Source organism: Alcaligenes sp. GW821-FHT11D07, assembly GCF_058808495.1.
Genome location: NZ_JBXART010000005.1, coordinates 16,444 through 41,715 on the forward strand (window position 1 = coordinate 16,444; position 25,272 = coordinate 41,715).

17 protein-coding genes are annotated in these 25,272 nt (G+C 55.5%); 6 read left to right on the top strand and 11 right to left on the bottom strand.

Annotated features, from left to right (window positions below):
• The 11 genes from cysI to AC1RSM_RS18475 form a co-directional block, all read right to left on the bottom strand.
• Nucleotides 1–1,710: an assimilatory sulfite reductase (NADPH) hemoprotein subunit gene (cysI, locus tag AC1RSM_RS18425; protein ID WP_492934028.1), complete on the bottom strand. Its 1,710-nt coding sequence runs from the start codon at nt 1,708–1,710 to the stop codon at nt 1–3.
• An 11-nt stretch (nt 1,711–1,721) separates the two neighbouring features.
• Entirely contained in the window at nt 1,722–3,557 is a 1,836-nt protein-coding gene (locus AC1RSM_RS18430) for an assimilatory sulfite reductase (NADPH) flavoprotein subunit (RefSeq protein ID WP_492934029.1), read from the bottom strand.
• A gap of 154 nt (nt 3,558–3,711) precedes the next feature.
• A complete protein-coding gene (locus tag AC1RSM_RS18435; RefSeq protein ID WP_492934030.1) occupies nt 3,712–5,376 on the bottom strand; it encodes an AMP-binding protein in 1,665 nt (554 codons plus the stop codon).
• A 22-nt stretch (nt 5,377–5,398) separates the two neighbouring features.
• Nucleotides 5,399–5,971, bottom strand: coding sequence for a chalcone isomerase family protein (locus tag AC1RSM_RS18440; RefSeq protein WP_492934031.1), 573 nt, complete (start codon nt 5,969–5,971; stop codon nt 5,399–5,401).
• A 19-nt stretch (nt 5,972–5,990) separates the two neighbouring features.
• Nucleotides 5,991–6,509 (bottom strand): DUF4442 domain-containing protein, encoded by a 519-nt coding sequence (locus AC1RSM_RS18445; RefSeq protein WP_492934032.1) that lies wholly within the window; start codon nt 6,507–6,509, stop codon nt 5,991–5,993.
• 9 nt (nt 6,510–6,518) lie between these two features.
• The gene (locus tag AC1RSM_RS18450; protein ID WP_492934033.1) at nt 6,519–7,844 is read right to left on the bottom strand and encodes an OmpP1/FadL family transporter; all 1,326 of its coding nucleotides are present in this window, start codon (nt 7,842–7,844) and stop codon (nt 6,519–6,521) included.
• A gap of 119 nt (nt 7,845–7,963) precedes the next feature.
• The gene (locus tag AC1RSM_RS18455) at nt 7,964–9,913 is read right to left on the bottom strand and encodes a 3-hydroxyacyl-CoA dehydrogenase NAD-binding domain-containing protein (RefSeq protein ID WP_492934034.1); all 1,950 of its coding nucleotides are present in this window, start codon (nt 9,911–9,913) and stop codon (nt 7,964–7,966) included.
• Nucleotides 9,910–11,205 (bottom strand): acetyl-CoA C-acetyltransferase, encoded by a 1,296-nt coding sequence (locus AC1RSM_RS18460; protein ID WP_492934035.1) that lies wholly within the window; start codon nt 11,203–11,205, stop codon nt 9,910–9,912. The genes AC1RSM_RS18455 and AC1RSM_RS18460 overlap by 4 nt, the downstream gene beginning before the upstream one ends.
• Nucleotides 11,202–13,550, bottom strand: a complete 2,349-nt coding sequence (locus AC1RSM_RS18465; RefSeq protein ID WP_492934036.1) for an acyl-CoA dehydrogenase — start codon at nt 13,548–13,550, stop codon at nt 11,202–11,204. Before AC1RSM_RS18465 ends, AC1RSM_RS18460 begins: the two co-directional genes overlap by 4 nt.
• A 130-nt stretch (nt 13,551–13,680) precedes the next feature.
• Entirely contained in the window at nt 13,681–14,334 is a 654-nt protein-coding gene (locus tag AC1RSM_RS18470) for a TetR/AcrR family transcriptional regulator (RefSeq protein WP_492934037.1), read from the bottom strand.
• A 106-nt stretch (nt 14,335–14,440) separates the two neighbouring features.
• Entirely contained in the window at nt 14,441–15,868 is a 1,428-nt protein-coding gene (locus AC1RSM_RS18475) for an NAD-dependent succinate-semialdehyde dehydrogenase (RefSeq protein WP_492934038.1), read from the bottom strand.
• 892 nt (nt 15,869–16,760) lie between these two features.
• Between AC1RSM_RS18475 and AC1RSM_RS18480 the strand changes: the two genes are divergently transcribed.
• The 6 genes from AC1RSM_RS18480 to AC1RSM_RS18505 form a co-directional block, all read left to right on the top strand.
• Nucleotides 16,761–18,230: a TolC family outer membrane protein gene (locus AC1RSM_RS18480; protein ID WP_492934039.1), complete on the top strand. Its 1,470-nt coding sequence runs from the start codon at nt 16,761–16,763 to the stop codon at nt 18,228–18,230.
• A gap of 42 nt (nt 18,231–18,272) precedes the next feature.
• Nucleotides 18,273–18,494 carry a hypothetical protein gene (locus tag AC1RSM_RS18485; protein ID WP_492934040.1) on the top strand — a complete coding sequence of 74 codons (222 nt, stop codon included), beginning with the start codon at nt 18,273–18,275 and terminating at the stop codon, nt 18,492–18,494.
• A complete protein-coding gene (locus AC1RSM_RS18490) occupies nt 18,472–20,661 on the top strand; it encodes a type I secretion system permease/ATPase (RefSeq protein ID WP_492934041.1) in 2,190 nt (729 codons plus the stop codon). Before AC1RSM_RS18485 ends, AC1RSM_RS18490 begins: the two co-directional genes overlap by 23 nt.
• 71 nt (nt 20,662–20,732) lie before the next feature.
• Nucleotides 20,733–22,019, top strand: a complete 1,287-nt coding sequence (locus AC1RSM_RS18495) for an HlyD family type I secretion periplasmic adaptor subunit (protein WP_492934044.1) — start codon at nt 20,733–20,735, stop codon at nt 22,017–22,019.
• A gap of 109 nt (nt 22,020–22,128) precedes the next feature.
• Entirely contained in the window at nt 22,129–22,743 is a 615-nt protein-coding gene (locus tag AC1RSM_RS18500; RefSeq protein ID WP_042489187.1) for a response regulator transcription factor, read from the top strand.
• 175 nt (nt 22,744–22,918) lie between these two features.
• Nucleotides 22,919–25,272 (top strand): retention module-containing protein (locus AC1RSM_RS18505; RefSeq protein ID WP_492934042.1); only part of this gene is annotated, 2,354 nt, incomplete at its 3' end.

Here is a 25,272-nt window from a genome sequence, read left to right on the forward strand (position 1 = left end):
TCAGGCCGGTTGTAAAACCAGAGGAATCAAGCGACTTGACGGCTCGGCTACGACGCCCGCACGAACCAGGAAATCGCCAAAGTGTTCGCCTTCCAGACGTTCGGCAGCAAAGCGGCCAAAGAGCTCATCCAGAATGCTCAGGATTTCTGGCTCGTCAATATTCTGGCGATAGATCACGTTCAAGCGCTCACCGCTGAAGTTAGCGCCCAGTCGCAAGTCATAGCGTCCCAATGCGCGGCCTACCAGGGCGATTTCACCCAGGTAAGGGCGGGCGCAGCCATTCGGGCAGCCTGAAATACGCAGGACAATACGCTCATCGCGCAGTTGATATTTGTCCAGCAAGGTTTCCAGTTTGGGCAGCAAGATGGGGGCGTAGCGCTCGCTCTCGGCCATTGCCAGACCGCAGGTGGGTAGAGAGACACAGGCAATGGTGCTGCTGCGTATCCCGCTTTGCGTCTGGTAGACATCCAGCTTGTGATCGGCGACCAGCTTGTCAATCTTGGCTTTATCCTCTTCAGGAACATCCGCAATGATCAGGTTCTGGTTGCAGGTCAGGCGGAACTGCCCTTGGTGAATTTTGGCAATCTCACGCATACCCGTCAGCCAAGGGCCCACGTCGGTATCCATGATGCGGCCAGAATCAATGCGCAGGCTTAAGTGCCAGCGGCCGTTGTTACCTTGAGTCCAGCCGAAACGGTCGCCATTGTGGTCAAAGTGGTAGGGGCGCGAAGGCTCCAGAGTCTGGCCACTGCGGTTTTGGACTTCTTCCAGGAACCAGTCGGCACCCAGCTTATCCACCGTGTATTTCAGGCGGGCATGTCGGCGCTCGTCGCGGTTGCCGTGGTCGCGCTGAGTTGTGATGACAGCTTCACACACGGCCAGCAGTTGCTCCGGACGCACAAAACCAATCACGCTGCCCAAGCGGGGGTAGGTGGTGTCATCACCATGGCTAGCGCCCATACCGCCGCCAATGGCCACGTTAAAGCCCAGCAGCTGATTGTTTTCGATTATGGCGATCAGGCCGATATCCTGCGCAAACACGTCCACATCATTCAAGGGCGGGACGGCAATCCCAATCTTGAATTTGCGGGGCAGGTAGGTCTTGCCGTAAATCGGCTCAAAGTCCTCGCCATCAATCGCATCTTCGACTTTCTTGCCGTCCAGCCAGATCTCGGCATATGCCCGGGTTTTGGGCAGAAAGGTTTCGGAGATCTTGTCGGCCCACTCTTGCACCAGACCATGCTGTTCGGACAGCAGGGGATTGGTGGCACTGACGACCTGACGGTTGACGTCTCCGCAGGTGGCCAAGGTGGTGGACATGGCGTCATTAATGGCGCGCAACGTTGGCTTTAGAAAGGGTTTGCGTACGCCATGCCATTGGAAGGTCTGGCGAGTCGTAATGCGCAGGCCAAACTGGGCCCAGTCACAGGCAATCTGGTCAAAGGCCAGCCATTGCGCGGGTGTGACGACGCCACCGGGCAAGCGGGCTCGAATCATGAAACTGAACGCCGGTTCCAGCTTTTGCTTGCGGCGCTCTTCGCGCTGATCGCGGTCATCTTGCTGGTAGCTGCCGTGAAATTTCAGCAGCTTGTTGTCGTCTTCGCTGATGGCGCCCGTAATAGGGTCGGCCAGACCCTCGGTGATACCACCGCGCAGATAGCGGCTATCAATTTTGACTTGCTCAATAGCGGCAATTTTCTTTGTTGTCATGTCCTTGCTTCTCAGTAAACGTCGCGGGCATAGCGGCCCTGCGCCGAGAGTTCTTCCAACCAGCTACGAGCCTGGTCCGCGTCCAGTCCGCCTTGCTGGCGGGCGATTTCTTGCAGGGTCTGGTGTACGTCTTTGGCCATTTGGTTAGCATCACCGCACACATAAATGTGGGCTCCGCCCTGAATCCAGGCATAGACGTCGGCGGCTTTCTCCAGCAGCCGGTGTTGAACGTAGACCTTGTTTTCCTGATCGCGCGAGAAAGCCAAATCCAGTTGCTGCAACTGGCCGTCTTGCAAGGCGCGTTGCCATTCGGTTTGGTAAAGAAAGTCAGAGTGAAAGTGCGGGTTGCCAAAGAACAGCCAGTTGCGGCCTTGGCCACCTTGGATGGCGCGCTCTTGAACAAAGGCCCGAAACGGTGCCACGCCCGTACCGGGGCCGATCATGATCACGTCACGAGCGGTGTCCTCCGGCAAGCGGAAACGGGTGTTGGGATCAATAAAGACCGGGACGGTATCGCCTTCATTCAAGCGGGCCAGATAGTCGGAGGTCACGCCCCAACGATCTTGCTCATTGAATTGATAGTGCACATTGGCCACGGTCAGGTGGACTTCTTCGTCTACCTCGGCCTGGCTGGAGGCAATGGAATACATGCGAGGCGTCAAAGGACGCAAGGCTTGTACCAGCTCAGCAGCACTCCAGGTGGCTGGGAAGCGTTCCAGTACATCTAGTACCTGGTGGGTCTGCAGCAGCTCTTGCAAGGTGCTCAAACCGTCCGGGCCTACCGCCGCTTGCAGTACCGCATCGGGATTGCGCTTGGACAACTCTACCAAGAAGGGTTTGGTCAGCTGGGTCAGCTCCCGGTAGTGGCGCAGCCATTCTTGCAGGCTATGGGATTTGTCCTGAAGGGTGACCACTTCTTGCGGGTCCAGCTTCAGGGTCTGGATGACGGCTTCAACCAGCTTCTCGTTCTGTGTGGGCCACACGCCCAAGGCGTCGCCCGGCTGGTACTTCAGGCCGCTGCCCTCCAGGGACAGTTCGTAGTGATAAATATTGCGGGTGCTGTCTCGGCCTGTGATGGTCTGGCTTTGCAGAACGGTGGCCTGAAACGGGTTATCACGAGTGAAGCTGCTGCGTGCCTGGGTATCCAGTACGGTGACATTGCTGGCTGCCGGGGTGGCTGCTGCACTGGCAGCGGCATGGGCTTGATGATCGCTTTCCAGCAAGCCAAAGGCTTTGTCCTGCCAGGGGGCGGCAACGGTGTCGATATCCAGATCAGCCAGACCTGCTTCCAGGATGCGTTCCGCTCCCAAGGACAGCAGACGTTGGTCGATCTTTTCTGCGATGCCACAGAAGAGCGGGTAGCTGGAATCGCCCAGTCCCAGTACGCCAAATTTCAATTCAGGCAACTTGGGCGCGCGGCTACCAGCCAGGAACTCAAAAAAGGCAATGGAGTCATCCGGTGGATCCCCTTCGCCCTGGGTGCTGATGATGACGTAGAGCAAACGTTCTTCTTTCAGCTCACGAGTGGGGTAGCGGTCCGCGCGCAGCAAGCGCACTGGTATGCCTGCCGCTTCACAACGCTGTGCGAAGGCCTCGGCTACGCGCTGGGCATTGCCGGTTTGACTGCCAAAAAGAATAGTGGCTGGCCGTTGTGCGGGCACACTGGCGGCTGGCACTAAAGAAAGTTCTGGGGATGCAGATGCTTGAGCGGGCAGGCCTGAGTGACGCACTTGGGCCACACCAGCCAGATAGCCGGACAGCCAGTTCAGGGACAGCGGATCAAGCTCGTCGGCAATGTGTTGAATCGCTGCGCGATTCGAATCCGAGAGGCGGGACAGGGCGTGCATTCTGACACTCGCTTATAAAAATAGTTTGTCCCATTCTAAAGAGCGGTATCAGGGCTACGAACGATCCGATTCTTATTTGTTTATAAATACTCCGGTTAATGAAAAAGGGGCATAAGCCCCTTTCTTCTTGGTCTAAGCGTGTTTTAAATACGTGCTATGAGCGCAGCTCCCGACGCAGGATTTTGCCTACATTCGTGCGAGGCAGCTCGTCCCGGAATTCGACAATTCGGGGTGTTTTATAGCCGGTCAGACTCTTGCGGCAGAAGGCAATGACGTCTTTTTCTGTCAGATCCGGATTGCGGCTGATGACATAGAGCTTGACGATTTCACCTGCTTTTTCATCGGGGACACCCACAGCAGCGGCTTCGACAATATCCGGGTGCTGCGCGGCGACGGCTTCCACCTCATTGGGGTAGACGTTAAAGCCCGAGACCAGAATCATGTCTTTTTTGCGATCCAGCAGGAACACATAGCCTTGCTCGTCCATATAGCCGATATCGCCCGTGCGCAAAAATCCGTCGCGGTCAAAGACTTTGGCTGTTTCATCGGGACGTTGCCAATAGCCTGGAGTCACTTGCGGTCCGCGAATGCACAGCTCGCCCGTTTCGCCCAAAGGCAGATCGTTTTGGGCTTCGTCACGTATGCGTATTTCGGTAGACGGGACAGGTAGACCAATCGAGCCGGTGAACTCTTTTTTATCCAGCGGATTGATTGTGGCTGCCGGGGAGGTTTCTGTCAGGCCATAGGCTTGTGCCAAAGGTTTGCCCGTGGCTTCCAGCCAGCGTTTGGCCACCACTTCCTGGACCGCCATGCCGCCCCCTAAGGTAAAGCGTAGGGAGGAGAAGTCGAGCTTGCGAAAGTCGGCATTATTGAGCATGGCGTTAAATAAGGTATTCACCCCGGTAATGGCGGTAAACCGTATTTTTGACATGTCCTTGAGCATGGCCGGAATGTCGCGAGCATTGATGATCAGCAGGTTTTCGGCACCCAGGCGCAGGAACACCAGCAGGTTCGCGGTGAAAGCGAAGATATGGTAGAGCGGCAAGGCCGTGACGACACAATCGATCTGGCCTTCTTTTAAATTAGGACGAATCCAGGCCAGCGCTTGGCTTAGGTTGGAGACCAGATTGCCGTGGGTCAGGACGGCCCCTTTGGCGACTCCGGTGGTGCCACCTGTGTATTGCAGGCAAGCGATGTCATCGTGTGTCAGTGTGACTGGCGCCGGTGGGCGGGCACGGCCTTTGGCCAGGACGCTTTTAAAGGAGACAGAACCGGGAAGATTCCAAGCCGGCACGCCTTTTTTGACGTGACGCACCACCTGATTAACCAGCCATCCTTTAAAACCGCCCAGGCAGTCTCCCACACTGGTCACAATAATCCGTTTGATGGGAGTGTCATGCAGAATTTCCTGCAGTACATGCGCAAAGTTTTCCGCAATGATGATGGTTTCTGCACCGCTGTCTTGCAATTGATGCTGCAGTTCCCGGGCGGTATACAGCGGGTTGGTATTGGTAATGGTGGCGCCACTGCGCAATACCCCATACAGGCTGATGGGGTACTGCAACATATTGGGCATCATCAGGGCGACGCGGTCGCCTTTTTTCACACCCGCCGTTTGCAGCCAGCTGGCCAGCGCCTGGGCGTTGTCGGCCAGCTCGCGGTAGCTCATGCGTTTGCCCATGCTGATATAGGCAGTACGCTGCGCGAATTCGGTACAACTTTGTTCAAATACATCCAGCAAAGACGAATACTGCTGGGCCTGATCTTCGATAGTGGCAGGAATACCAGTTGGGTAGTGCTGCAGCCAGACTTTATCCATGAAGCGCTCCAAGGCGTGTAGGTTAAGACAATCCCAGCAGGGCCTTTTTGAGCGACTCTTGGGCAGGCTTTTGGCCTAACCAGATTTTCAATAAAGCGGGGGTCAGGTTCGGGTGAGAGAGCTCGCCCAGCACCTTGTCATTAAATAGGATCTTCACCTTGGGGGCGTTCATGTCCAACACGACAATATCGCCTTCTTTGGCTTGCCCTACCTGACGCATCAAGTCTTCAAATTGCTTGATGACCGGGTCCAGCTCCTGTTTTTCCGAATCGTTCAGATTGCTGTGTATGCCATCTTTTAGGGCGTCTATCAGGGTTTGAGCATCCAGGTCACGCTTGAGCACCAGACGAACCTGGTGTGGCCCTGGGGACTGGATAATGGCTTGGGCATCTTGGGAGGGTGTCGCGGTATACAGCGCGGCAACGTACACATCAAAAACAACTTTCTTGCGCAGGCCTGCCCCATTCAGTTTCAGGCTTTGCTGCTCTACCGTGACCGTATCCGGGACGGTGACATTAGCAACAGTGGCGGCCTGGGCAGCGGGTAGCCCTAGGGACAGACTTAAAATCAGAGCGGCACAGCGGGGGGTGAACATGAAGCGGTCCTCCTGCAAATTAGCGTGATTGTGATTTCTGCTTGTAGAAGTGGGCGTCGGCGATATAGATGGTGCGTTCTACCGTGGTGTAGACCAGACCCTCCGGGTCTTGGATTTGTACGGTAAACGTGGCTTCAGCCTCGTGATATTGGTCTAGCCGTCCTCGTATTGCGTCCAGTTCTTCTGGATTGATTTGAAAGTGGGCATACAGAGTCTGGTAGCCGGGGCGGCGATACTGGATCTCTGCATTCTTGTCCCAGACAATCACATGACGATGTAAGCCAGCCAAGAGCATGGTGGCGTGTACGCCGTCTGTAATGGCGAAAAGGGACCCGCCAAATAAAGAGCCATTGATGTTGCGAGTGCGACGACGCAATGGCAGGCGTACGACGATGTGTTGCAAGTTGGCTGAAACTTTGTGGACCCGCCCTCCAGTTGCCCGGAAGGCGGGGTGCCAGTTAAAGCCCAGCTGCAAAAAGCGTGCACGCCACGTAGGGGGAAGACGTGCAAGTAGCTCCATGCGGCGACTACGGGCCATAGTGCATCCTTAGAAGCGGTAGCTAAATTGCACGCCCAGGATGTCACCACTGTTTTTGTAGGTACCACGGGTCAAACCACGACCTTTCAGGTCCGTGTTGTTGTTCATGTCCGTGTTTTTCAAGAACAAGTGGGTGTAGCCAATATCCCAAGTGGCGTTCTTGCTGGCGCGGTATTGAGCACCCAGGGACACCCAGTAACGGTCGCTGTCAGGCAAGGCCGTTGGGCGGTAGTTCTTGTCGCGCACAGGGGATTGGTCCCAAGCAACACCACCCTTGAACGTCCACTGCTCGTTGTAGTGGTAGTTGGCACCCAGGGCGACACGCCATGCGTCCTTGAACTTGAGCTCCAGACCGGAATCTTTTGCGCCTGGGCCGCTGTTTTCGATGGTCAGGCGCGGGATGCTGCTCCAGCCTGTCCAGGAAACGTCAGCCAGCAATTGCCAGCGCGAGTTCATGTCGTGCACCAGACTGACAATCGCGGTATCAGGCAGTTTGATAGTGGCTTCGGCATCCCAGTTGATGTTGGGAGCAGGGATGCCAGCAGGCACGTTGCGGTTTCTCAGCTTGGTATCGCCATCTGCCGTAACTTTGATCTGCGAGCGATAGGACACGCCCAAACGAGTGCTAGGGGTGATTTGGTACAGCAAGCCAGCGTTCCAGCCCCATGCGTCGCCTTTCATCTTGACGCGTGTGTCCATATCCAGCGGGCCCAGGGCAGGGTGGTAGCCCACGGGTGTTGCCAGACGGTAGTCAGCATCAATGTGCAGCCAGTTCACACCGACACCCAAAGACAGTTGATCGTTGACCTTGTAGGCTACCGATGGGTTCACGTTGACGGTTTCAATCGCGAATTTTTCGGAGTGATAACGGCCCACCCAGCCTTCGTCATATTCGGTTGTCAGACCAAATGGCACACCAATACCTAAGCCAATCCACCATTTCGGAGAGAGCTGATGAGACAGATAAATGTTCGGTACAGGAGCGACCTTACCGGCATCGCCACCGGAACCGCCGGTAGCTGGGCGGCTTGCCCCACCGGTCAGTGCCAGTGGGTCAGTACTGCCTTTATCCGAGAATTTGAAGGTGGGTTTAATGACGTTGATACCAGCCGAGAAGTTGGTCTCGGGCAGCAGCGTCATGCCGGCGGGGTTGAAGTAAATCGTGCTGGCGTTTTCACCTATCGCGGCCGAGCCTGCGTAGGCGTTACCCAGGCCGCTCGCATTTTGTTCGAGCAAGTTAAAACCAGCCGCATGGGCTTGACCCATTCCCATGCTCATTCCAAGAGGAATCAGCAAAGCGGGGATGGTACGCAAAGCTACAACCGTCTTTTTCATGTCTCTTCTCCAAGGTATAGGTGCGACGTCTGACAGAGGCTTGGGACAGGTTTTAAAACACCTGTTTGTTTTCTATGGTGCATGACCTAGGCCAATCGGCGTATAGGTATTTGTGCCAATCAGGGTAAATTGCGTTGTTTTTGTGTTGCTTTGTAATGCAGTGGACCACCCCGAAACGGGGCAAAACCGGTACCGAAAATAACGCCTGCATCAGCCAGATCATCACTCTCGACGACACCGATTCGGACTTGGTGTTCGGTCTGCTCGATAAGGGGTTTAATCAGTCTGTCTGCCAGGCCACTTGGGACCGTTCCTGCTGGAGGTTTCTGCGCTTTGCCATCTTTCCAGGTGTAGAAACCCTGGCCTGTTTTACGTCCCAATTCTTGACGATCCAGATGGCTTTTCAGGCAGGCGGGCATGGCTGCTTGCTGACTGAGTTGCGCACCCGCATCACGGGCAATATCCAGGCCCACCGTATCGGCCAATTCCAGTGGTCCCATCGGCATGCCGAACTGCACCATGGCCTTGTCTACCGTAGCCGGGTCTATCCCTTCGTCCACGCAGCGCATGGCTTCCAACATATGAGGAGCCAATACAGCATTGACCAAGAAGCCGGGGCTGTCTTTGACGGGCAGAGGCAGTTTGCCGATCTGGTTCACAAAGGCATAGGCAATGCTGCGCACTTCGGGGGCCAGCTCAGCGCTTTCCACGACTTCGACCAAGGGCATACGGGCGACGGGATTGAAGAAGTGGATGCCCACCAGGCGGTCCGGGTGAATCAAGTTCAGGCTCAATTCCGCCAGGGGCAGGCTGGACGTATTGGTGGCCAGCACCGCACCGGGTTTCAGGTGGGGCTCAATGCTGGCGTACAGCGCGCGCTTGGCGTCCGCATTCTCGAAAATGGCTTCCAGAACTAGATCCGCTGAAGGGATACCGTGGCCCTCCGGGTCCGGGATCAGGCGGTCCAGCGCAGCCTGAACCAGACGCCGGTCTTTAAGACGGCGCTGGAACATCTTGGCGGCCCGACCTTGGGCTTGAGCGATACGTTTGCGATCCTGATCCTGCAGCGTCACCCGCATGCCTTTAAGGGCGCAGACAGCGGCAATATCCCCGCCCATGACTCCGGCACCCACTACATGGATATGACCCACTTCCACGCTGGAAGCGTGTTTGCCTATGCTCTTTAGGCGTTCTTGCAAATGGAATACACGCAGCAGGTTGGCTGCGGTGTCTGAACGGGTGATCTGTTCAATTAGTTCTGGGGCTTTAAGGGCATTGCCATTGTGCTTTTCCCAGATCTCCAGAATCGCGCGGGGTGCCTGATAGTGCTGATAGGGATCGCGCTGTTCCAGCTGTTTGCGTACTTGGCGAGCGACCAGGGGGCGCAGCAATTTGGTGTTCATCAGGCGAGGCAGGCCGCTAGCTTTGCGTTGCTTCTTGCCACTGAGTACTTGTTTGACGGCGGCTTGCTTGGCTAGACGTTCCGGCACCCAGGCATCGATCATGCCCAGACGGGCGGCTTTGCGGGCGTCCACGCTTTTGCCACTCAACATCAAATCCATCGCCGCTGCCGGGCCGATGAATTCGGGTAGACGCAGCATGCCGCCCCAGCCGGGGAAAATACCCAGCATGACTTCGGGCAAAGCCAGGCGAGTGTCGGCCTGATCCACAGCCAGGCAATAGCGGCAGGCTAAAGCCAGTTCCAGTCCACCGCCCAGGCAGTGGCCCTGCACCAGCGCAAGGCTAGGGTAGGGTTGTTTGGCCAGCTTGTTGAAGACCGTCCATCCACGCGTGACCAGGGCCAAGCCTTTTTCTGGGTTGTTGCTGTGCTCGGAAAACTCATCAATATCGGCACCGGCCACAAAACCGGCGGCTTTGCCGGAGTAAATGATCAGTGCTTTGGGCGGGTGTTGGCTCAGATAGTCCAGAGCCTGATTCAACTCTTGCAAGACGGCGGCAGACAGCCTGTTGACGGAACTGCCCACACAATCGATTTTCAGCCAGGCAATTTGCTGATCGTCCGTGTGCAAAGAGAAGTTTTGCAAATTCAAGGTAGCGACGGGCATCATGATTCAGTTCCTTGCAGCGATTCGATCAGCATGGCGCCACCTTGACCACCGCCAATACAAATGGCGGCCATGCCCAGGCGTAAATTGCGACGACGCAGGGCATTCAAGCAATGCAGCACAATTCGGGCACCGGAGGCACCCACAGGGTGGCCGATCGCAATAGCGCCGCCGTCCACATTGAGCTTGTCCATATCCAGCAGTCCCAAGGCATCACGTCCCAGATGCTTTTGACACCACTGCTGATCGTCCCATGCTGCGCGGCAGGCCAGCACTTGCGCAGCAAAGGCTTCGTTGATTTCCCACAAGTCCGGGCCATTTAGGGCCAAGCGGTTACGTTCCAAAATCGGGGTAGCGGCAAACACGGGCCCCAGCCCCATCGTGGCCGGGTCTAGACCTGCCCACTGCGCATCCACGATGCGCCCAATGGGTTTGAGCTGATGTTCTTTGACGGCTGCTTCGCTGGCCAGAATCAGCAGCGCAGCACCGTCGGTGACTTGCGAGCTATTTCCAGCGGTGATGTTGCCCCACGGCGGGTCAAATACCGGGCGCAGTTTGGCCAGTTTCTCCGGTGTGGAGTCTTCGCGTACGCCGTCATCTTGTGGGTAGCTATTGCCGCGCGTGTCACTGAGCGGCACGATTTCTTCAAAGGCATTTTCTTTCTGGGCACGCAGGGCCAGACGATGGCTACGTGCGGCAAATTCGTCCATCTCTTGACGCGTAATGCCAAATTCGTGTGCCAGGTTTTCGGCAGTTTGACCCATGGACAAACCCACCACCGGATCAGTCAGCCCTTTGAGCAAGCCGATGACCGGTTTCAAGTAAGACAGGCGCAGGCCCCGTAAGGCCTTGATACGAGCGCCCACACTGCGAGCTTTGCCCCATACCGCCAGCCAGCGGACCATCTCGTCGCTGAACAGGATGGGAGCATGTGACAGAGCATCCACTCCACCGGCCAGCACCAGATCCGAGCGCCCGGTTTGAATGGCTTGTACGCCGGAATCTAAAGCCTGCATACCTGAGGCGCAGTTACGCATCACGGTCCAGCCGGGCACTTTATGACCCGTACCCAGACGTAGACCCAGGACTCGACCAATATTGGTTTCGTCAGGCGAGGGGGCGGCGCAGCCCAGAATGACCTCGCTTAATTGTGGAGCCCCGAAGGGCTGGCGCAACAACAATTCGCGGCCGGTTTGCTGGGCCAGATCACCCGCGGTGAAAGGGCCGGGCGCATTACGCGCTTTTAGAAACGGGCTGCGTGCGCCATCAATGATATAGACCGGTTGAAAGCTCATACTTGGCTCCCGCTGGCGCTGTCAGATGTCTCGGTTTCTTCCCGACGCAGATCAAAGGGGAAGTCATCCACGGCAATGACTCGGTCGCGCAAGACATCACGCGCCTGGATTTGCTCATATTCCTGAGCGGTAATGCCGCCGGCTTGGAAGACAGCTTCAGCCAGATCACGGACGTTGGCTTTGGGGTTGTCTTGCAATTGACCACTTTTCTCGAATTGACGGATCTTGGCGTCAATATCACGGGTGCTCAGCGATGCCAGCAAAGCAGCTTCTATCGCGCCCACCGGCTCTTTATCGTCTTCGGGCAGGTAGGTGTCGTAGGTCAGGCGGTCACGAGTAGGGCCGGGTTTAGTCAGCAATTTGGCAACGACGTGATCAAGCCGGTCGTTCGGACCCAGACGGCGCTGACCTACGGGGAAGACCAGAAAGCGCAGTACGGCGGCCAAAGGACGGTTCGGGAAGTTCTCCAGCACTTTATCCAGAGCATGTTGTGCACGCATCAAGGCATCTTGAGCAGCCCAGTGAGCCAAAGGCGCATCTTCTTGCTGGCGGCCCTCGTCTTGATAACGCTTGAGGACTGCGCTGAGCATATACAGTTCGGACAGCACATCGCCCAAGCGGGAGGACAAACGCTCGCGCATTTTCAGGGAGCCGCCCAATACCAGCATGGAAGCATCGGCCAGCAAAGAGAAGGCTGCGCTGTAGCGGCTGGCCTGACTGTAGTACGTGTGCATGGCCGAGGCCGTACCGCTAGGACCGCGCAGCAGGCGCCATCCACCCAGACCCAACCAGAAGGAGCGGCCTGTATTGGCCAGGGTGTAGCGGATGTGTGCCCAGAAAGCCTGATCGAATTTGCGCAAACCGGCTTCACGATCTGGGTTCAGGGCGGCTGTCATCTCTTCCAGAATGAAGGGGTGGCAGCGAATCGCGCCCTGTCCAAAAATAATCAGGCTGCGCGTCAAAATGTTGGCGCCTTCAACGGTAATGCCCACGGGAATTTGTTGATAGGCACGGCCCAGGAAGTTTGATGGGCCAAGACAGATGCCTTTACCGCCGATTACGTCCATCCCGTCGTTAACCACAATGCGGCCACGTTCGGTTACGTGATATTTGACGATGGCTGACACGACCGAAGGCTTTTCGCCCAAGTCCACAGCTGCCGCCGTCATGGTGCGAGCGGCGTCCATGGCGTAGGTGTGGCCAGCAATACGGGCCAACGCTTCTTCCACACCTTCAAACTTGCTGATGGCGCTACGAAATTGGGTTCGAACCGCGGAGTAACCACCGACAGCGCGGCTGGTCAGCTTGGCCATGCCGGTAAAGGAGGAGGGCAGGGAGATGGAGCGGCCAGCGGCCAGACATTCCATCAGCATGCGCCAGCCTTGGCCAGCCATGGCTGGGCCACCAATAATGAATTCAAGTGGCATGAAGACATCGTTGCCACGGGTGGGACCGTTCATGAACATGGCGTTCAAAGGGAAGTGACGACGGCCCGTATCTACGCCGGGGTGATCGCTAGGGACCAGGGCGCAAGTAATGCCGATGTCTTTCTCACCACCAAGCAAGCCGTCCGGGTCATACAGACGGAAGGCCAGACCCAGCAGGGTGCAGACCGGGGCCAAGGTGATATAGCGCTTGTCCCAGGTGACGCGCATGCCTAGCACTTCCTGGCCTTGCCATTCGCCTTTGCAGACAATGCCCACGTCAGGGATAGAGGCGGCGTCGGAACCGGCCCAGGGGCTGGTCAGGGCGAAGGCGGGGATGTCACGGCCATCAGCCAGACGGGGCAGGTAATGCTGCTTTTGTTCGTCAGTGCCGTAATGCAGCAGCAGTTCAGCAGGGCCCAGAGAGTTGGGCACCATGACCGAGACCGACAAAGCGGAGTTGCGTGTCGACAGCTTGGCGACTACTGCTGAGTGAGCCTGGGCAGAGAAACCGCGACCACCATATTCCTTGGGAATGATCAGGCTGAAAAAACGGTTTTCTTTCAGGTAGTTCCAGACCTCGACGGGCATGTCGAATTCTTCCTGGCTGACTTGCCAGTCGTCAATCATGGCGCACGCCACATTGACTTCGTTGTCCATGAACTGACGCTCTTCTTCGCTGAGTCGATAGGCCGGGTAGGAGGCCAGAGTGTTCCAGTTAGGTTTGCCGCGAAACAGTTCACTTTCCCACCAGACGGTGCCCGCTTCCAGCGCATCGCGCTCGGTTTGGGACATGGCAGGCAAAACGCTTGAAAAAGCGCGATAGATTGGGCGGCTTAGCCACTTGGTACGCAGGTTCCGGTTTTTGAGAACGTAGACGCAGCCAAGGACAAGCACTATTAATAGCAAGGTCACAAACATAGAAACTCCGGACTAGCTCAAAAGAAAAAAGATGCCCCCACGCTGCGCCCTTGGCTTGCTGCCCCCAAGAGGGGGCGCTTTTTACCTTGGGGCGGCCCGGCGGTACAAAAAATCGGGCGGACCGCTCAGCTTAGAGATTGGCTGGTAAAGGGGCTCGTAATCCACCCAGCAGAAAACTCATCAAACGGTGCTGCAGTTGCTGTTCACTTTCGGGGCTGTCGCTCAGGGGTAACTGCAAGGCCCTGCGTAGCGATTGGGTGCCCATCAATGCGTAAGAGGTAGCGCCCAACATGAAGTGGAATCGCCAAATGATTTCCTCTTCGGGCACGGTGGGCAGGGCCTCGTGTAACGCCTGCTTGAAAGGCAAGAAGATAGCGACTTGTTCATCCCAACAGATGGATTGGATGAAGTCCTGCGGTGCCGGTCGGTCTTGACCAGGCAATGGAATAAAGGAGCGGGGGGCGCCGTTACCTGTGCCAGCCAGACGGATCAGTGGCCCAAAAAACGCGTCCACAACCTGGGATGCTTTTAAGGCACCGTCACCGGCCTGCTGACGATACAGGGCCAGCTTTTCCAAGCGCTCTTGATTGATGCTATTGAGGCGACGCTGGAACACGGCCTGTGTCAGTCCGTCTTTACTGCCAAAGTGATAATTGACAGCAGATAGGTTTACCTTGGCCTGCGCCGTAATTTGGCGCATGGAGGTATTTTCATGACCATACAGCGCGAACAAATGTTCGGCTGCATCGAGAATGGCGGACTGTGTCCGATCAGAGCGTTTCACCGTTACTTCCTAATTTCAAACGAGCGTTTGAATAATGTAACGGGAATGTGTAGTTAGTACAGTAGGGGTTCACCCTAGCCCCGCAAAACGGGGCCAGGAGCCAGTCTTAGATCTGGGTCACAAATTTGGTGACTAAGTATCCGTCAAAGGTTTCAGCGCCTCCTTCACTGCCAATGCCGCTGTCTTTGACTCCACCAAATGGGGTCTCGGGCAGGGAGCTGCCAAAGTGGTTGATGTTGACCATGCCGGACTCCAATTCCGTGCCCAAGCGATGCGCATCTTGCAAAGATTGCGTGAAGGCATAGGCCGACAAACCAAAAGGCAGACTATTGGCCCGGGCGATGGCATCGTCCAGATTGGAGTAACGCGTCAGAGGGGCGATAGGGCCAAAAGGCTCTTCCGTCATGACCAAAGCGTCATCAGGCAAATCCGTCAGTACCGTGGGCGAGAAAAAGAAACCATCGCGCTTGATCTGTTCGCCGCCAAGCAAGACTTTGCCGCCCAGCGAGCGGGCGTTATCTACAAACTTTTGCATCATGGGAATGCGGCGCTCGTGAGCCAAGGGGCCCATTTGGGTATCCGGGTCCAGACCATCGCCCACTTTCACATTCGCCAGTTCTTCGGTGAAGCGATCCACAAAGGCGGTGTAGATATCGTCGTGGATATAAAAGCGCGTGGGCGAAATGCAAACTTGCCCAGCGTTGCGAATCTTGAAGCGAGCTAGTTGACGAGCTGCACGTGCCACATCGGCATCGGGTAGCACCAAAACCGGTGAGTGACCACCCAATTCCATGGTGATGCGCTTCATGTGAGCACCGGCCAGCGCGGCCAGTTGTTTGCCTACGGGCACCGAACCGGTAAACGAAACCTTGCGCACGATAGGGGAGCGGATCAGGTAGTCGGACACCTCTTGAGGCACACCCCAGACAATATTCAGTACGCCGGGTGGCAGGCCTGCGTCATGGAACGCCTGAGCAATCGCCATGACTGCACTGGGCGAGTCCTCGGGGCCTTTCAGAATAATCGTGCAACCCGCCCCAATTGCCGCACAAATTTTGCGGATGGCCTGGTTATAGGGGAAATTCCACGGCGTAAAGGCGGCGCAGACCCCAATGGGCTCGCGCAAAACCAATTGCTGCACTTTTGGGTTGCGGGCGGGGATGACGCGGCCGTAAATTCGGCGGCACTCTTCCGCGTGCCAGTCAGCATGGTCGGCGCAGGACTCAATTTCACCCACCGCCTCGGCTAGCGGCTTACCTTGGTCCAGCGTCAGATTGCGGCCGATTTCCTGGGCGCGCTCGCGGGACAGTTCCGCCACTTTGCGCAAGATCGCGCTGCGGTCCATGGGCGAGCTATGACGCCAGCTTTTGAACGCGGCTTGAGCTGCATTCAGAGCCGCATCCAGATCCGCTTGGGATGCCAGAGGCAGTTGGCCCAGCGTGCTGCCATTGGCTGGGTTGATAACGGCCTGGGTTTGACGACCTTGTCCGTCCAGGAATTGACCATTGATATACAGGGCCAAGTGTTGATACATGTGCGGCCTCCAAGTTGTCTGTGTTGCTAAATAGGTACTGTCTTGATGGTATCGGGCGGGTAGCAACGGGACAAGCGCAGGTGGGCAATTTTCAGGCAACGGATTGTTCAGAGAAGCAACAAGCGGCTGTTAAGAGAGGCTGTGATTCACCATATTGTTATAAGTTTTTGATTTCATATATTTTTTCAAAAGTTTCAAGGAAAGGTGAAAAGCAATATCCCTGATTAATAAGAAATCGTTACAAGTGCCCCATTCTCGATGAGAATAATTGTTGTGTTTACGACAAAGAAAATTTTTTTATCTGTAGATGAGAACTGAGATTTAGCTTGATGTAACCTAAATGCTTATTAAGGTGAAACTTTTTTGTAGATTATTACCAACGAATCTAAGAATGGGACACGACGCCACAGTTCGTCATTAAGGGCCTAACTACTGAGAATCGTTTAATTTCATGGCTTTGTTGCTGTTTTTGTCACAGGCTATTTATCATTTTTAACATTGTCATCGACGAAGCCCCTTGTAATCTAAGATACAATTTGTCCCGTGATCCACGTGAAGAGTTTCGCTCTAGACCACGAAAAAGGTCACAATTAGACACAAGGTTATGCTCCAAGAATACAGGCCAGAAGCCTGTAGCTCCGCCTTGTCTTGCCCCGGTCCATTATGAACACACTGCTGCGGCTGGCGATGGGTTTGCCAGCCTTAGATGTAAAGCCTATGTGCAATACCTAGGTGTTGGGCCCTCGGGTGGTGGTTTTTTCGCTTTGTGTAAGCGGCACACCGAACCCACTCTTCTTTCATTTTTGTACTTAAATTTGATCCGGCAATGCGTTGCGATGATGGCGTGCTTACGTCTGTTGAGAACGCAGTACAGGATCTTACGGAGGCCGACGTGCGTGGTAAGAAAATTCTAACGGTAAGTTCGCTGTTGACAGCACTGTTGCTGGCGCAACCTGTGCTTGCACAAGAAAACAGCTTGAGCTTCAAAGACAGTATCGAGCGGGCAATCATGTCCAACCCTGAACTTGGTGCACGCTTTCAGGATTTCCAGTCTGCGCTTGAAGGCCAGAATGTTAGCCGTGGCGCCCTGATGCCGGAAGTCAACGCCCAAGGTTGGGTTGGTAAAGAATGGCGTGGCAGCACCTCGGGTGCTCCGTCCACTAACTGGTCGCGCAACGGCTACAGCCTGCAACTGCGCCAGTTGATTTTTGATGGTTTCTCCTCAATCAACCAAGTGCGTCAGCTGGGTTACGAAAAACTGGCCGTTTATTACGAGCTGCTGGCCTCGGTGGATTCCTTGGCGCTGGAAGCGGCTAACGCCCACATTGATGTGCTGCGCTACCGCGAAATGGAAAAACTGGCACGTGAAAACTACGGCATGCACATGAACATCCTGAGCCAGATTCAGGAACGTTCCGCATCGGGCGTAGGCCGTGGTGTTGACCTGGAACAGGCGTATGGTCGTCAGTCCTTGGCTCAAAGCAACATGATGACTGAGGCCGGCAATCTGAACGACGTGCTGCAACGCTACCGTCGTATCGTGGGTGTGGCTGCTCCTGAAGTGATGCAAGTCGCCCCTAGCCTGAGCGAATCCATCCCTGCCAAGACCAGCGATTTTCTGCCGTCCTTGCGCACCAGCCCCATGATCTTGTCCAAGCAAGCTTTGTACCAAGCTGCCGAGTCGGGCAAACACGTGGCCCAAGGCCGCATGTCGCCTACCTTGGAATTGCGCGCTGCTACGGGTAAAGACAAAAGCGATCCTCCAGGCTCCGCCTACCGTGATTCGCAAAGCAGCAACGTACAGTTGATGCTGTCGTACAACTTGTTCCGCGGCGGTGCTGATGCAGCTCGTATTCGTCAGACTACCGCTCAGCAATACGCTGCTCGTGATGTTCGCGATTACACCTGCCGCAACGTACAGCAGGATCTGGCTGTAGCTTGGAACAATATCGAGCGCTTGCGTGCTCAGTTGCCATTCCTGAAACAGCACGAATTGGCTACGTCCAAGGTCCGCGTTGCTTATATGCAGCAGTTCCAGATCGGTCAGCGCTCCTTGCTGGACTTGCTGGATACCGAAAACGAACTGTTTGATGCCCGTCGTGCTCTGGCTAACGCTACGTACGATCTGCAACAAGCCGAATACCGCTGGTTGACCCTGTCGCATCGTCTGGTGTCGGCGGTTGGCCTGTCCCAGCCTTACTCGGAGCAACCTGAAGAAGCTACCAAGCTGGATTTCCCCGAAGAGGCATTCCAGGCATGCATGGCGCCAATTCCTGATACCAGTAACTTGACTCCAGTCTCTGTGGACTACCGCGATGACATGGCCCCGCCTGTCCTGCGTGAGAAAGCAGCTGGACTCTAAGTAACTGCTTCTTGGCGTTTTTGATTGTGAAGGGAGGCAGACATGAGTCAGAACGAAGACGATTACAAACAAGAGCTTTCGGTCTCGGATGCAGGTTTTATCCGTGTGCTGGAGGATTTGATCGATGCACTGGTTGCAAACGGTGTACTTCGGATGACTGATCTGCCTCCGCAGGCTTTGGCCAAATTGAATGAGCGTAAGCTGACTCGCCAGCGCCTGCGAGATTCGCTGGATTTGATTAATGACGATGAACCACTCATCTGACAGCACGACACCCGCAAGCGAGACCTATAACGTCCCGCCTCATCTGACACATGATGACCCACTCCTGACCTGTCTGGCAGAGATTACCCGTATCCACGGTAATCCCTGCACGCCTCAGCATTTGTCTGCAGGTTTGCCCCTGCAGAGGGGGCGCTTGACGCCCGCTTTGCTGAGCCGGGCTGCTGCACGGGGTCACTGCACGTCACGAATCTGGCGTCGCTCCTTTACCGAACTTGATAGCAATCTGTTCCCGGTTATTTTGTTGCTGAACAATAACCGGGCATGTGTTTTGTTGGGTTTGGAAGACCAGCAAGCACGTGTTCATTTTCCGGAAAGTGGTAGCCCCAGTGAAATCAGCCTGGACGATCTGCAAGCGCAGTACTCAGGCTTGCTGGCTGTTGTGCAACCAGATTTTCGAGTGGAGGCGCGTGCCAAAGACGGCGTCGCTCCGCTCAAGGGCAAGCATTGGTTCTGGTCTGCCGTTGTGCAGAACTGGCGCTTGTATCGCGACGCGATCGGCGCGGCCTTGCTGATCAACCTGTTTGCGTTGGCAATTCCGCTCTACACCATGAACGTGTATGACCGCGTTGTGCCCAACAAAGCCATTGAAACCCTCTGGGTGCTTTCGATCGGGATTGGGCTGGTGTTGGTCATGAACATGATCCTGAGCAGTGTGCGGGCCTATGTGGTCGATGCCGCCAGCAAGCGGGTGGATATCCAGCTTTCAGCCAAGATCATGGAGCGTGTGCTGGACTTGCGCATGGAGAACCGGCCGCCATCGGTTGGCTCATTTGCTGCCAACCTACGCTCGTTCGAGTCCGTGCGCGACTTTATTGCCTCGGCCAGTTTGACCACCTTGGTGGACTTGCCTTTCGTGCTGTTGTTCTTGGCCGTCTTGGCATGGATCTCGCCATGGATGCTGATTCCACCCCTAGTGGCCATTGTGATTATTTTGGCCGTTTCCTGGTTTGCTCAAGCCCGTATGGAACGCCTGACCAAGCAGACTTTTCAGGCAGCTGCCCAACGCAATGCCGGTCTGGTGGAGTCGTTGGCTGGGCTGGAAACGCTGAAAGTCCTGAATGCGCAAAGCAATGCTCAGCGTGATTGGGAACAATCCACCGAGTACCTGGCTCGCCAGGGTGCCCGAATCAAGATGACCTCTACGCTGACCGTCAATACGGTGCAAATGCTGCAGCAGATGGTCACTATCTCCGTGGTTATCATCGGGGTGTATCTGGTTCAGGAAACTAAATTGTCCATGGGGGGCATTATTGCGTCCTCCATGATTGCTGGTCGCTGTCTGGCTCCTTTGGGGCAGGTAGCTGGCCTGATGATGCAATATCAAAATGCACGTACATCGCTAGGTTCGGTGGACATGTATATGAAGATGCCAGTCGAGCATCCGGAAGAGCGGCACTTCGTGCCTCGTCCTTATCTGGAAGGTTCGATTGAGTTCCGTAACGTTAGTTTTGCCTATCCTGAAACGACTCAGAACGTGCTCGACAAGGTCAGTTTTTCTTTGAAGGCTGGAGAAAAGATTGGCATTATCGGCCGCATCGGGTCCGGTAAAACTACGCTGTCCAAGTTGATCCTGGGGCTGTACAAACCAACAGGTGGCACGGTCGTGCTTGATGGCATTGATAACCAGCAGATTGACCCAGCAGACGTACGTCGTTCCATGGGCTATGTCTCGCAGGATCCGACCCTGTTTTACGGCACCCTGAAACACAATCTGATCATGGGTACGCCTTACGCTACCGATGATCAGATGCTGGCGGCTGCTCGCCAGGCTGGTGTAGATGATTTCGCGCGTCGCCACCCGGATGGGTACGACATGATGATTGGCGAGCGTGGTGAATCCTTGTCGGGCGGTCAACGACAAGCGATTGCAGTGGCGCGTGCTTTGATTGGCAGTCCTTCTATCCTGTTGTTGGATGAACCCAGCAGCAATATGGATAACCAGAGTGAATCCGCATTGCGTCGCAGTCTGCAAAAAGAGTGCGAGGGCAAGACAGTGGTGCTGGTGACTCACCGTACCGCTTTGCTGGATCTGGTGGATCGCTTGATCGTGATGGATATGGGGCGGATTGTGGCAGATGGTCCTAAAGACCAGGTTATTGCCGCCTTGCGCAGTGGGCAGATTGGTAAAGCCCGGAGTGCAGCATGAAGATCAAAAACCTGACTAATTGGTTGCGTGCTCAACTGCAAGATACGAGTTCGCCGCCACCGGGCAGCAACATGATCAAAAATGCCTCCTGGACGGCCCGTTACCAGGACTTAAGAGGCTCCACGCTGCTGATCTGGCTGACCTTGTTGGCCATTAGCGTGCTGATCATTTGGGCCAGTCTGGCCAGAATTGATGAAGTTGTGCGTGGCGAAGGGAAAGTGGTTCCCTCCCGGCAAGTGCAAATCGTGCAGAGTCTGGACGGTGGTGTAGTCGAGGAAATCCTGGTGCGTCCTGGACAATCCGTAGAAGTGGGTGAAGTGCTGTTGCGCATTGATCCCACACGGGCTTCGTCTTCCCTGGGGGAAAACGAAGCGGAGTCCTTGTCCTTGAAAGCCAAGGCAGCACGACTCGAAGCGATTGCAGCGGGCCAGCCTTTCGACATGCCGGCTGAAGTGTTGGAAAAGGCCCCCGACCTGGCAGAAATGGAACGTCGTGTTTGGCAAGCCCGTACTGAAGAGTTGCGCTCCAATATCTCGGTGGCTCAGGAACAGTTGAACCAGCGCCAGCAAGAGCTGCGTGAAACTCAGGCTAATCGTGATCAGGCGGCATCCAGCTGCGGCTTGACCTCGCAAGAACTGCAAATGACCCGTCCTTTGCTCAAGAGCGGGGCAGTGTCTGAAGTGGATTTGCTGCGCTTGCAACGTGATGTGGCTCGTTACTGTGGTGAGCAAAAAGCCGCCTCGGCGCAGATCAGCCGTATTCAGGCCTCCATTCAGGAAGCTCAGAACCGTATTGGCGAAGTGGAAATTATCTTCCGCAACCAAGCTCGCACAGAATTGTCCGAAACACGAGCCAAATTGGCTTCTCTGGAACAAGGTCAGCGTGCCTTGGCTGACCGTGTGCGTCTGGCTGAAGTGCGCTCGCCGGTGCGCGGCACGATCAAAACCCTGGCTGCCAACACCGTGGGCGGTGTACTGCAACCGGGCAAGGATATTTTGGAAATTGTGCCCACTGATGACACCTTGTTGTTAGAGGTGCGCATCAATCCACGCGATATTGGTTTTCTGCATTCCGGCCAGGCGGCCGAGGTCAAGTTCACCGCCTATGACTTCGCTGTCTATGGCGGCTTGCCCGGCGTGCTGGAGCAAACCAGTGCGGACACCATTACCGATGAAAAAGGCAATTCATTCTATATAGCGAAAGTACGTACTGATACGGTGTATGTCGGTGACGACAAGCGTCCGATTCTGCCTGGCATGGTGGCCGAAGTTCACATCCTGACAGGGAAGCGAACGGTGATGCAGTACTTACTTAAACCTATTCTCAGGGCCAGGTCCAACGCCTTTACGGAGCGTTAAAACAGATTGGTCCGTACGGGGGAGTAGCGCTGACGATAGAGGTGTAACACCCGAGTCAGCCCAAGAGCTGATGGCTTATAGCTCGTGTTACCAGTAAGGGAAAAGCGGTATGCGACAAGTAAATTCGGTTTTATTTCTGACGGCCGATGAGGCGTTGTGGCAGCATTGGCGCCATTTGGATTCCGTGACCTGGCTGCCTGCCAGAGGGCAGGGCATGGACGATTTATTGCGTTGGAAACAACAGCAACGTGACCTGGTGGTCATTGATAGTGCTTTGGCTTTGTGGAACCACCCTCAGTGGAGCCAGGCAGTACAAGGCATGAAGGTCATCATTGCCAGCCCACGCCCATTGGATACCGAAGGTCAGGCGGTCCTGGCTTTGGGAGCCCGTGGTTACGTTCACGCCTACAGTTCCTCAGCCCTGCTGGTGCAGGTTTTGGATCATGTGGCCAGCGGTCAAATCTGGGTTGGGGAGTCCTTGCTGAGCCGTTTGCTCAGCGATGTCACTCGTCGGCTGGAACCCAAAGCTGGATGGGAACGCACATTGACCAGCCGTGAAGTCGAGGTCGCGCAACGCGCCTCGCTAGGCCACTCCAATCAGCTGATTGCCAACGACTTGGGAATCACTGAAAGAACGGTTCGCGCCCATCTTCAGGCGGTTTTTGAGAAGCTGGATGTAACAGATCGTTTGATGTTGGCGCTAAAAGTACACGGCATAGCGTAAGGCATTGCTCGCCGTCTCGTTCGCATTGTTAAGTTAAGTCAATAACAATAAATAAAACAGCGAACTGGCGGCGACGCCAATATCGAGTAGCGGGTCAAATCGCTATTCTCTGATCAAAGAAAGTCAATTTCAGGCTGCTGCGTGGCGGCGGTCTTTTTTTAGGAATCAGACAGGCATGGCACTGGATACTGTTTTAGTGACACGAGTTGAAGGTACGGCATGGGTTCGTACCAGCGATGGCTCCAAAGTAGCTGTCAAAGAAGGGATGCGCGTCCCCGTTAACGCCGAAATCATTACCGAGACTGGCGCCAGCGTCGAACTGGAGATTCCAGGCAGCCCGCCCATGACGATTTCCGATAACCGGGAATTCCTGGTTAGCGGCGATATCGCGGAAACTGATGTGGACGCTGTGGCCGCTGCACTGGCCAACCCAGACGATCCAGCCATCACGGCTGTTTTGGCTGCTTTGGAAGCCGGCGATGACCCGTTCTCCCAGCTTGATCCAACCGCTGCCGTCTTGACCGGTGGTGGCGAAGGCGGTGGCAGCAGCTTCACCCGCCTGGTCAGCATTGTGGAAACCACACGCCCATTGGCTCTGGAATACCCACGTCCTGGCGTGCCTAACGTCGAGAACGTGCGTTTGGGTGGCTATAGCGGCACAGGCGATGAAGACGCCGGTCCTTTGGTCCCTCCCTCCGTTACCGTCAAAATCAATGACGACGGCACGGTTACCTTCACCTTCACCGAAGTGCCTTTTGGCTTTGATATCGAAGATATCGTGGTCAGCGGCGGTGGCCGTATCGAAGGTCTGACACCTGACAATAAAGATCCCAAGACCTGGACGGGTACGCTGGTTCCCCCACCGAACTACGAAGGCGACATCACTGTCACCGTACCGGACGGCAGCTACACCAACGAAGTTGGCACCCCAGGTAATGGCGGTGAAGACACGACCACGGTCGACACTTTGCCTCCAGAAGCTGAAATCACTATCGACCCTATTACTGAAGACGGCGTCATCAATAAAGACGAGTCCGAAGGCGACGTCACCATCACTGGTACGGTTGGCAAAGATGTCAAACCAGGTGACAAGGTCACCGTGACGGTTGGCGACAAAGAATACGAAACCACTGTTAATCCAGACGGTAAGACCTGGAGCGTGGACGTTCCTGGTTCCGAGCTGGTCAACAACGAAAAAGTTGAAGCCAAGGTCACGACCACTGATGAGGCTGGCAACAGCACCACTGCTACGGACGAGGAACCTTACGACGTCGACGTAACGCCTCCTGAAGCCGAGATCAAGATTGATCCGATCACGGGCGACGACGTTATCAACAAGGAAGAGTCGGGCGGCGACGTCACGATCACCGGTACGGTTGGTAAAGATGTCAAACCAGGTGACAAGGTCACTGTGACGGTTGGCGACAAAGAATACGAAACCACAGTTAACCCAGACGGCAAGACCTGGAGCGTGGACGTTCCTGGTTCCGAACTGGTCAACAACGAAAAAGTTGAAGCCAAGGTCACGACCACTGATGAGGCTGGTAACAGCACCACTGCTACGGACGAGAAGCCTTACGACGTTGACGTAACGCCTCCTGAAGCCGAGATCAAGATTGATCCGATCACGGGTGACGACATCATCAACAAGGAAGAATCGGGCGGCGACGTTACGATCACCGGTACGGTTGGTAAAGATGTCAAACCAGGTGACAAGGTCACCGTGACGGTTGGCGACAAAGAATACGAAACCACTGTTAACCCAGACGGCAAGACCTGGAGCGTGGACGTTCCTGGTTCCGAACTGGTCAACAACGAGAAAGTTGAAGCCAAGGTCACGACCACTGATGAGGCTGGTAACAGCACCACTGCTACGGACGAGAAGCCTTACGACGTCGATACCGACGCCCCAGAGGCAGCGATTACCATCGACACCATTGCTGGCGATGATGTGATCAACAAGGCTGAGTCTGAGTCCGACGTGACCATCACCGGTACTGTGGGCAAGGATGTGAAGGCCGGCGATACCGTGACCGTAACGGTCAATGGTAAAGACTACACGACCACCGTCAACGTCGATGGCAAGACCTGGAACGTGGACGTTCCTGGTGCTGAGCTGGCTGCTGATTCGAACGTACACGCCAAGGTTGAGACCGAAGACGCCGCAGGTAACCCTGCTTCGGCTGAAGCTGATCGTGGCTACGGTGTTGACACCGATCTGCCCGAAGCAGCGATCACCATCGACACCATTGCTGGTGATGACGTCATCAACAAGGCTGAATCTGAGTCCGACGTGACCATTACCGGTACGGTTGGCGAAGATGTGAAGGCCGGCGATACCGTGACCGTGACGGTCAACGGTAAGGACTACACGACCACGGTTAACGCCGATGGCAAGACCTGGAACGTAGATGTTCCAGGCGCCGAACTGGCCAAGGACAGCAATGTTCACGCCAAGGTCGAGACCGAAGATGCTGCTGGTAACCCTGCTTCGGCTGAAGCTGATCGTGGCTACGGTGTTGACACCGA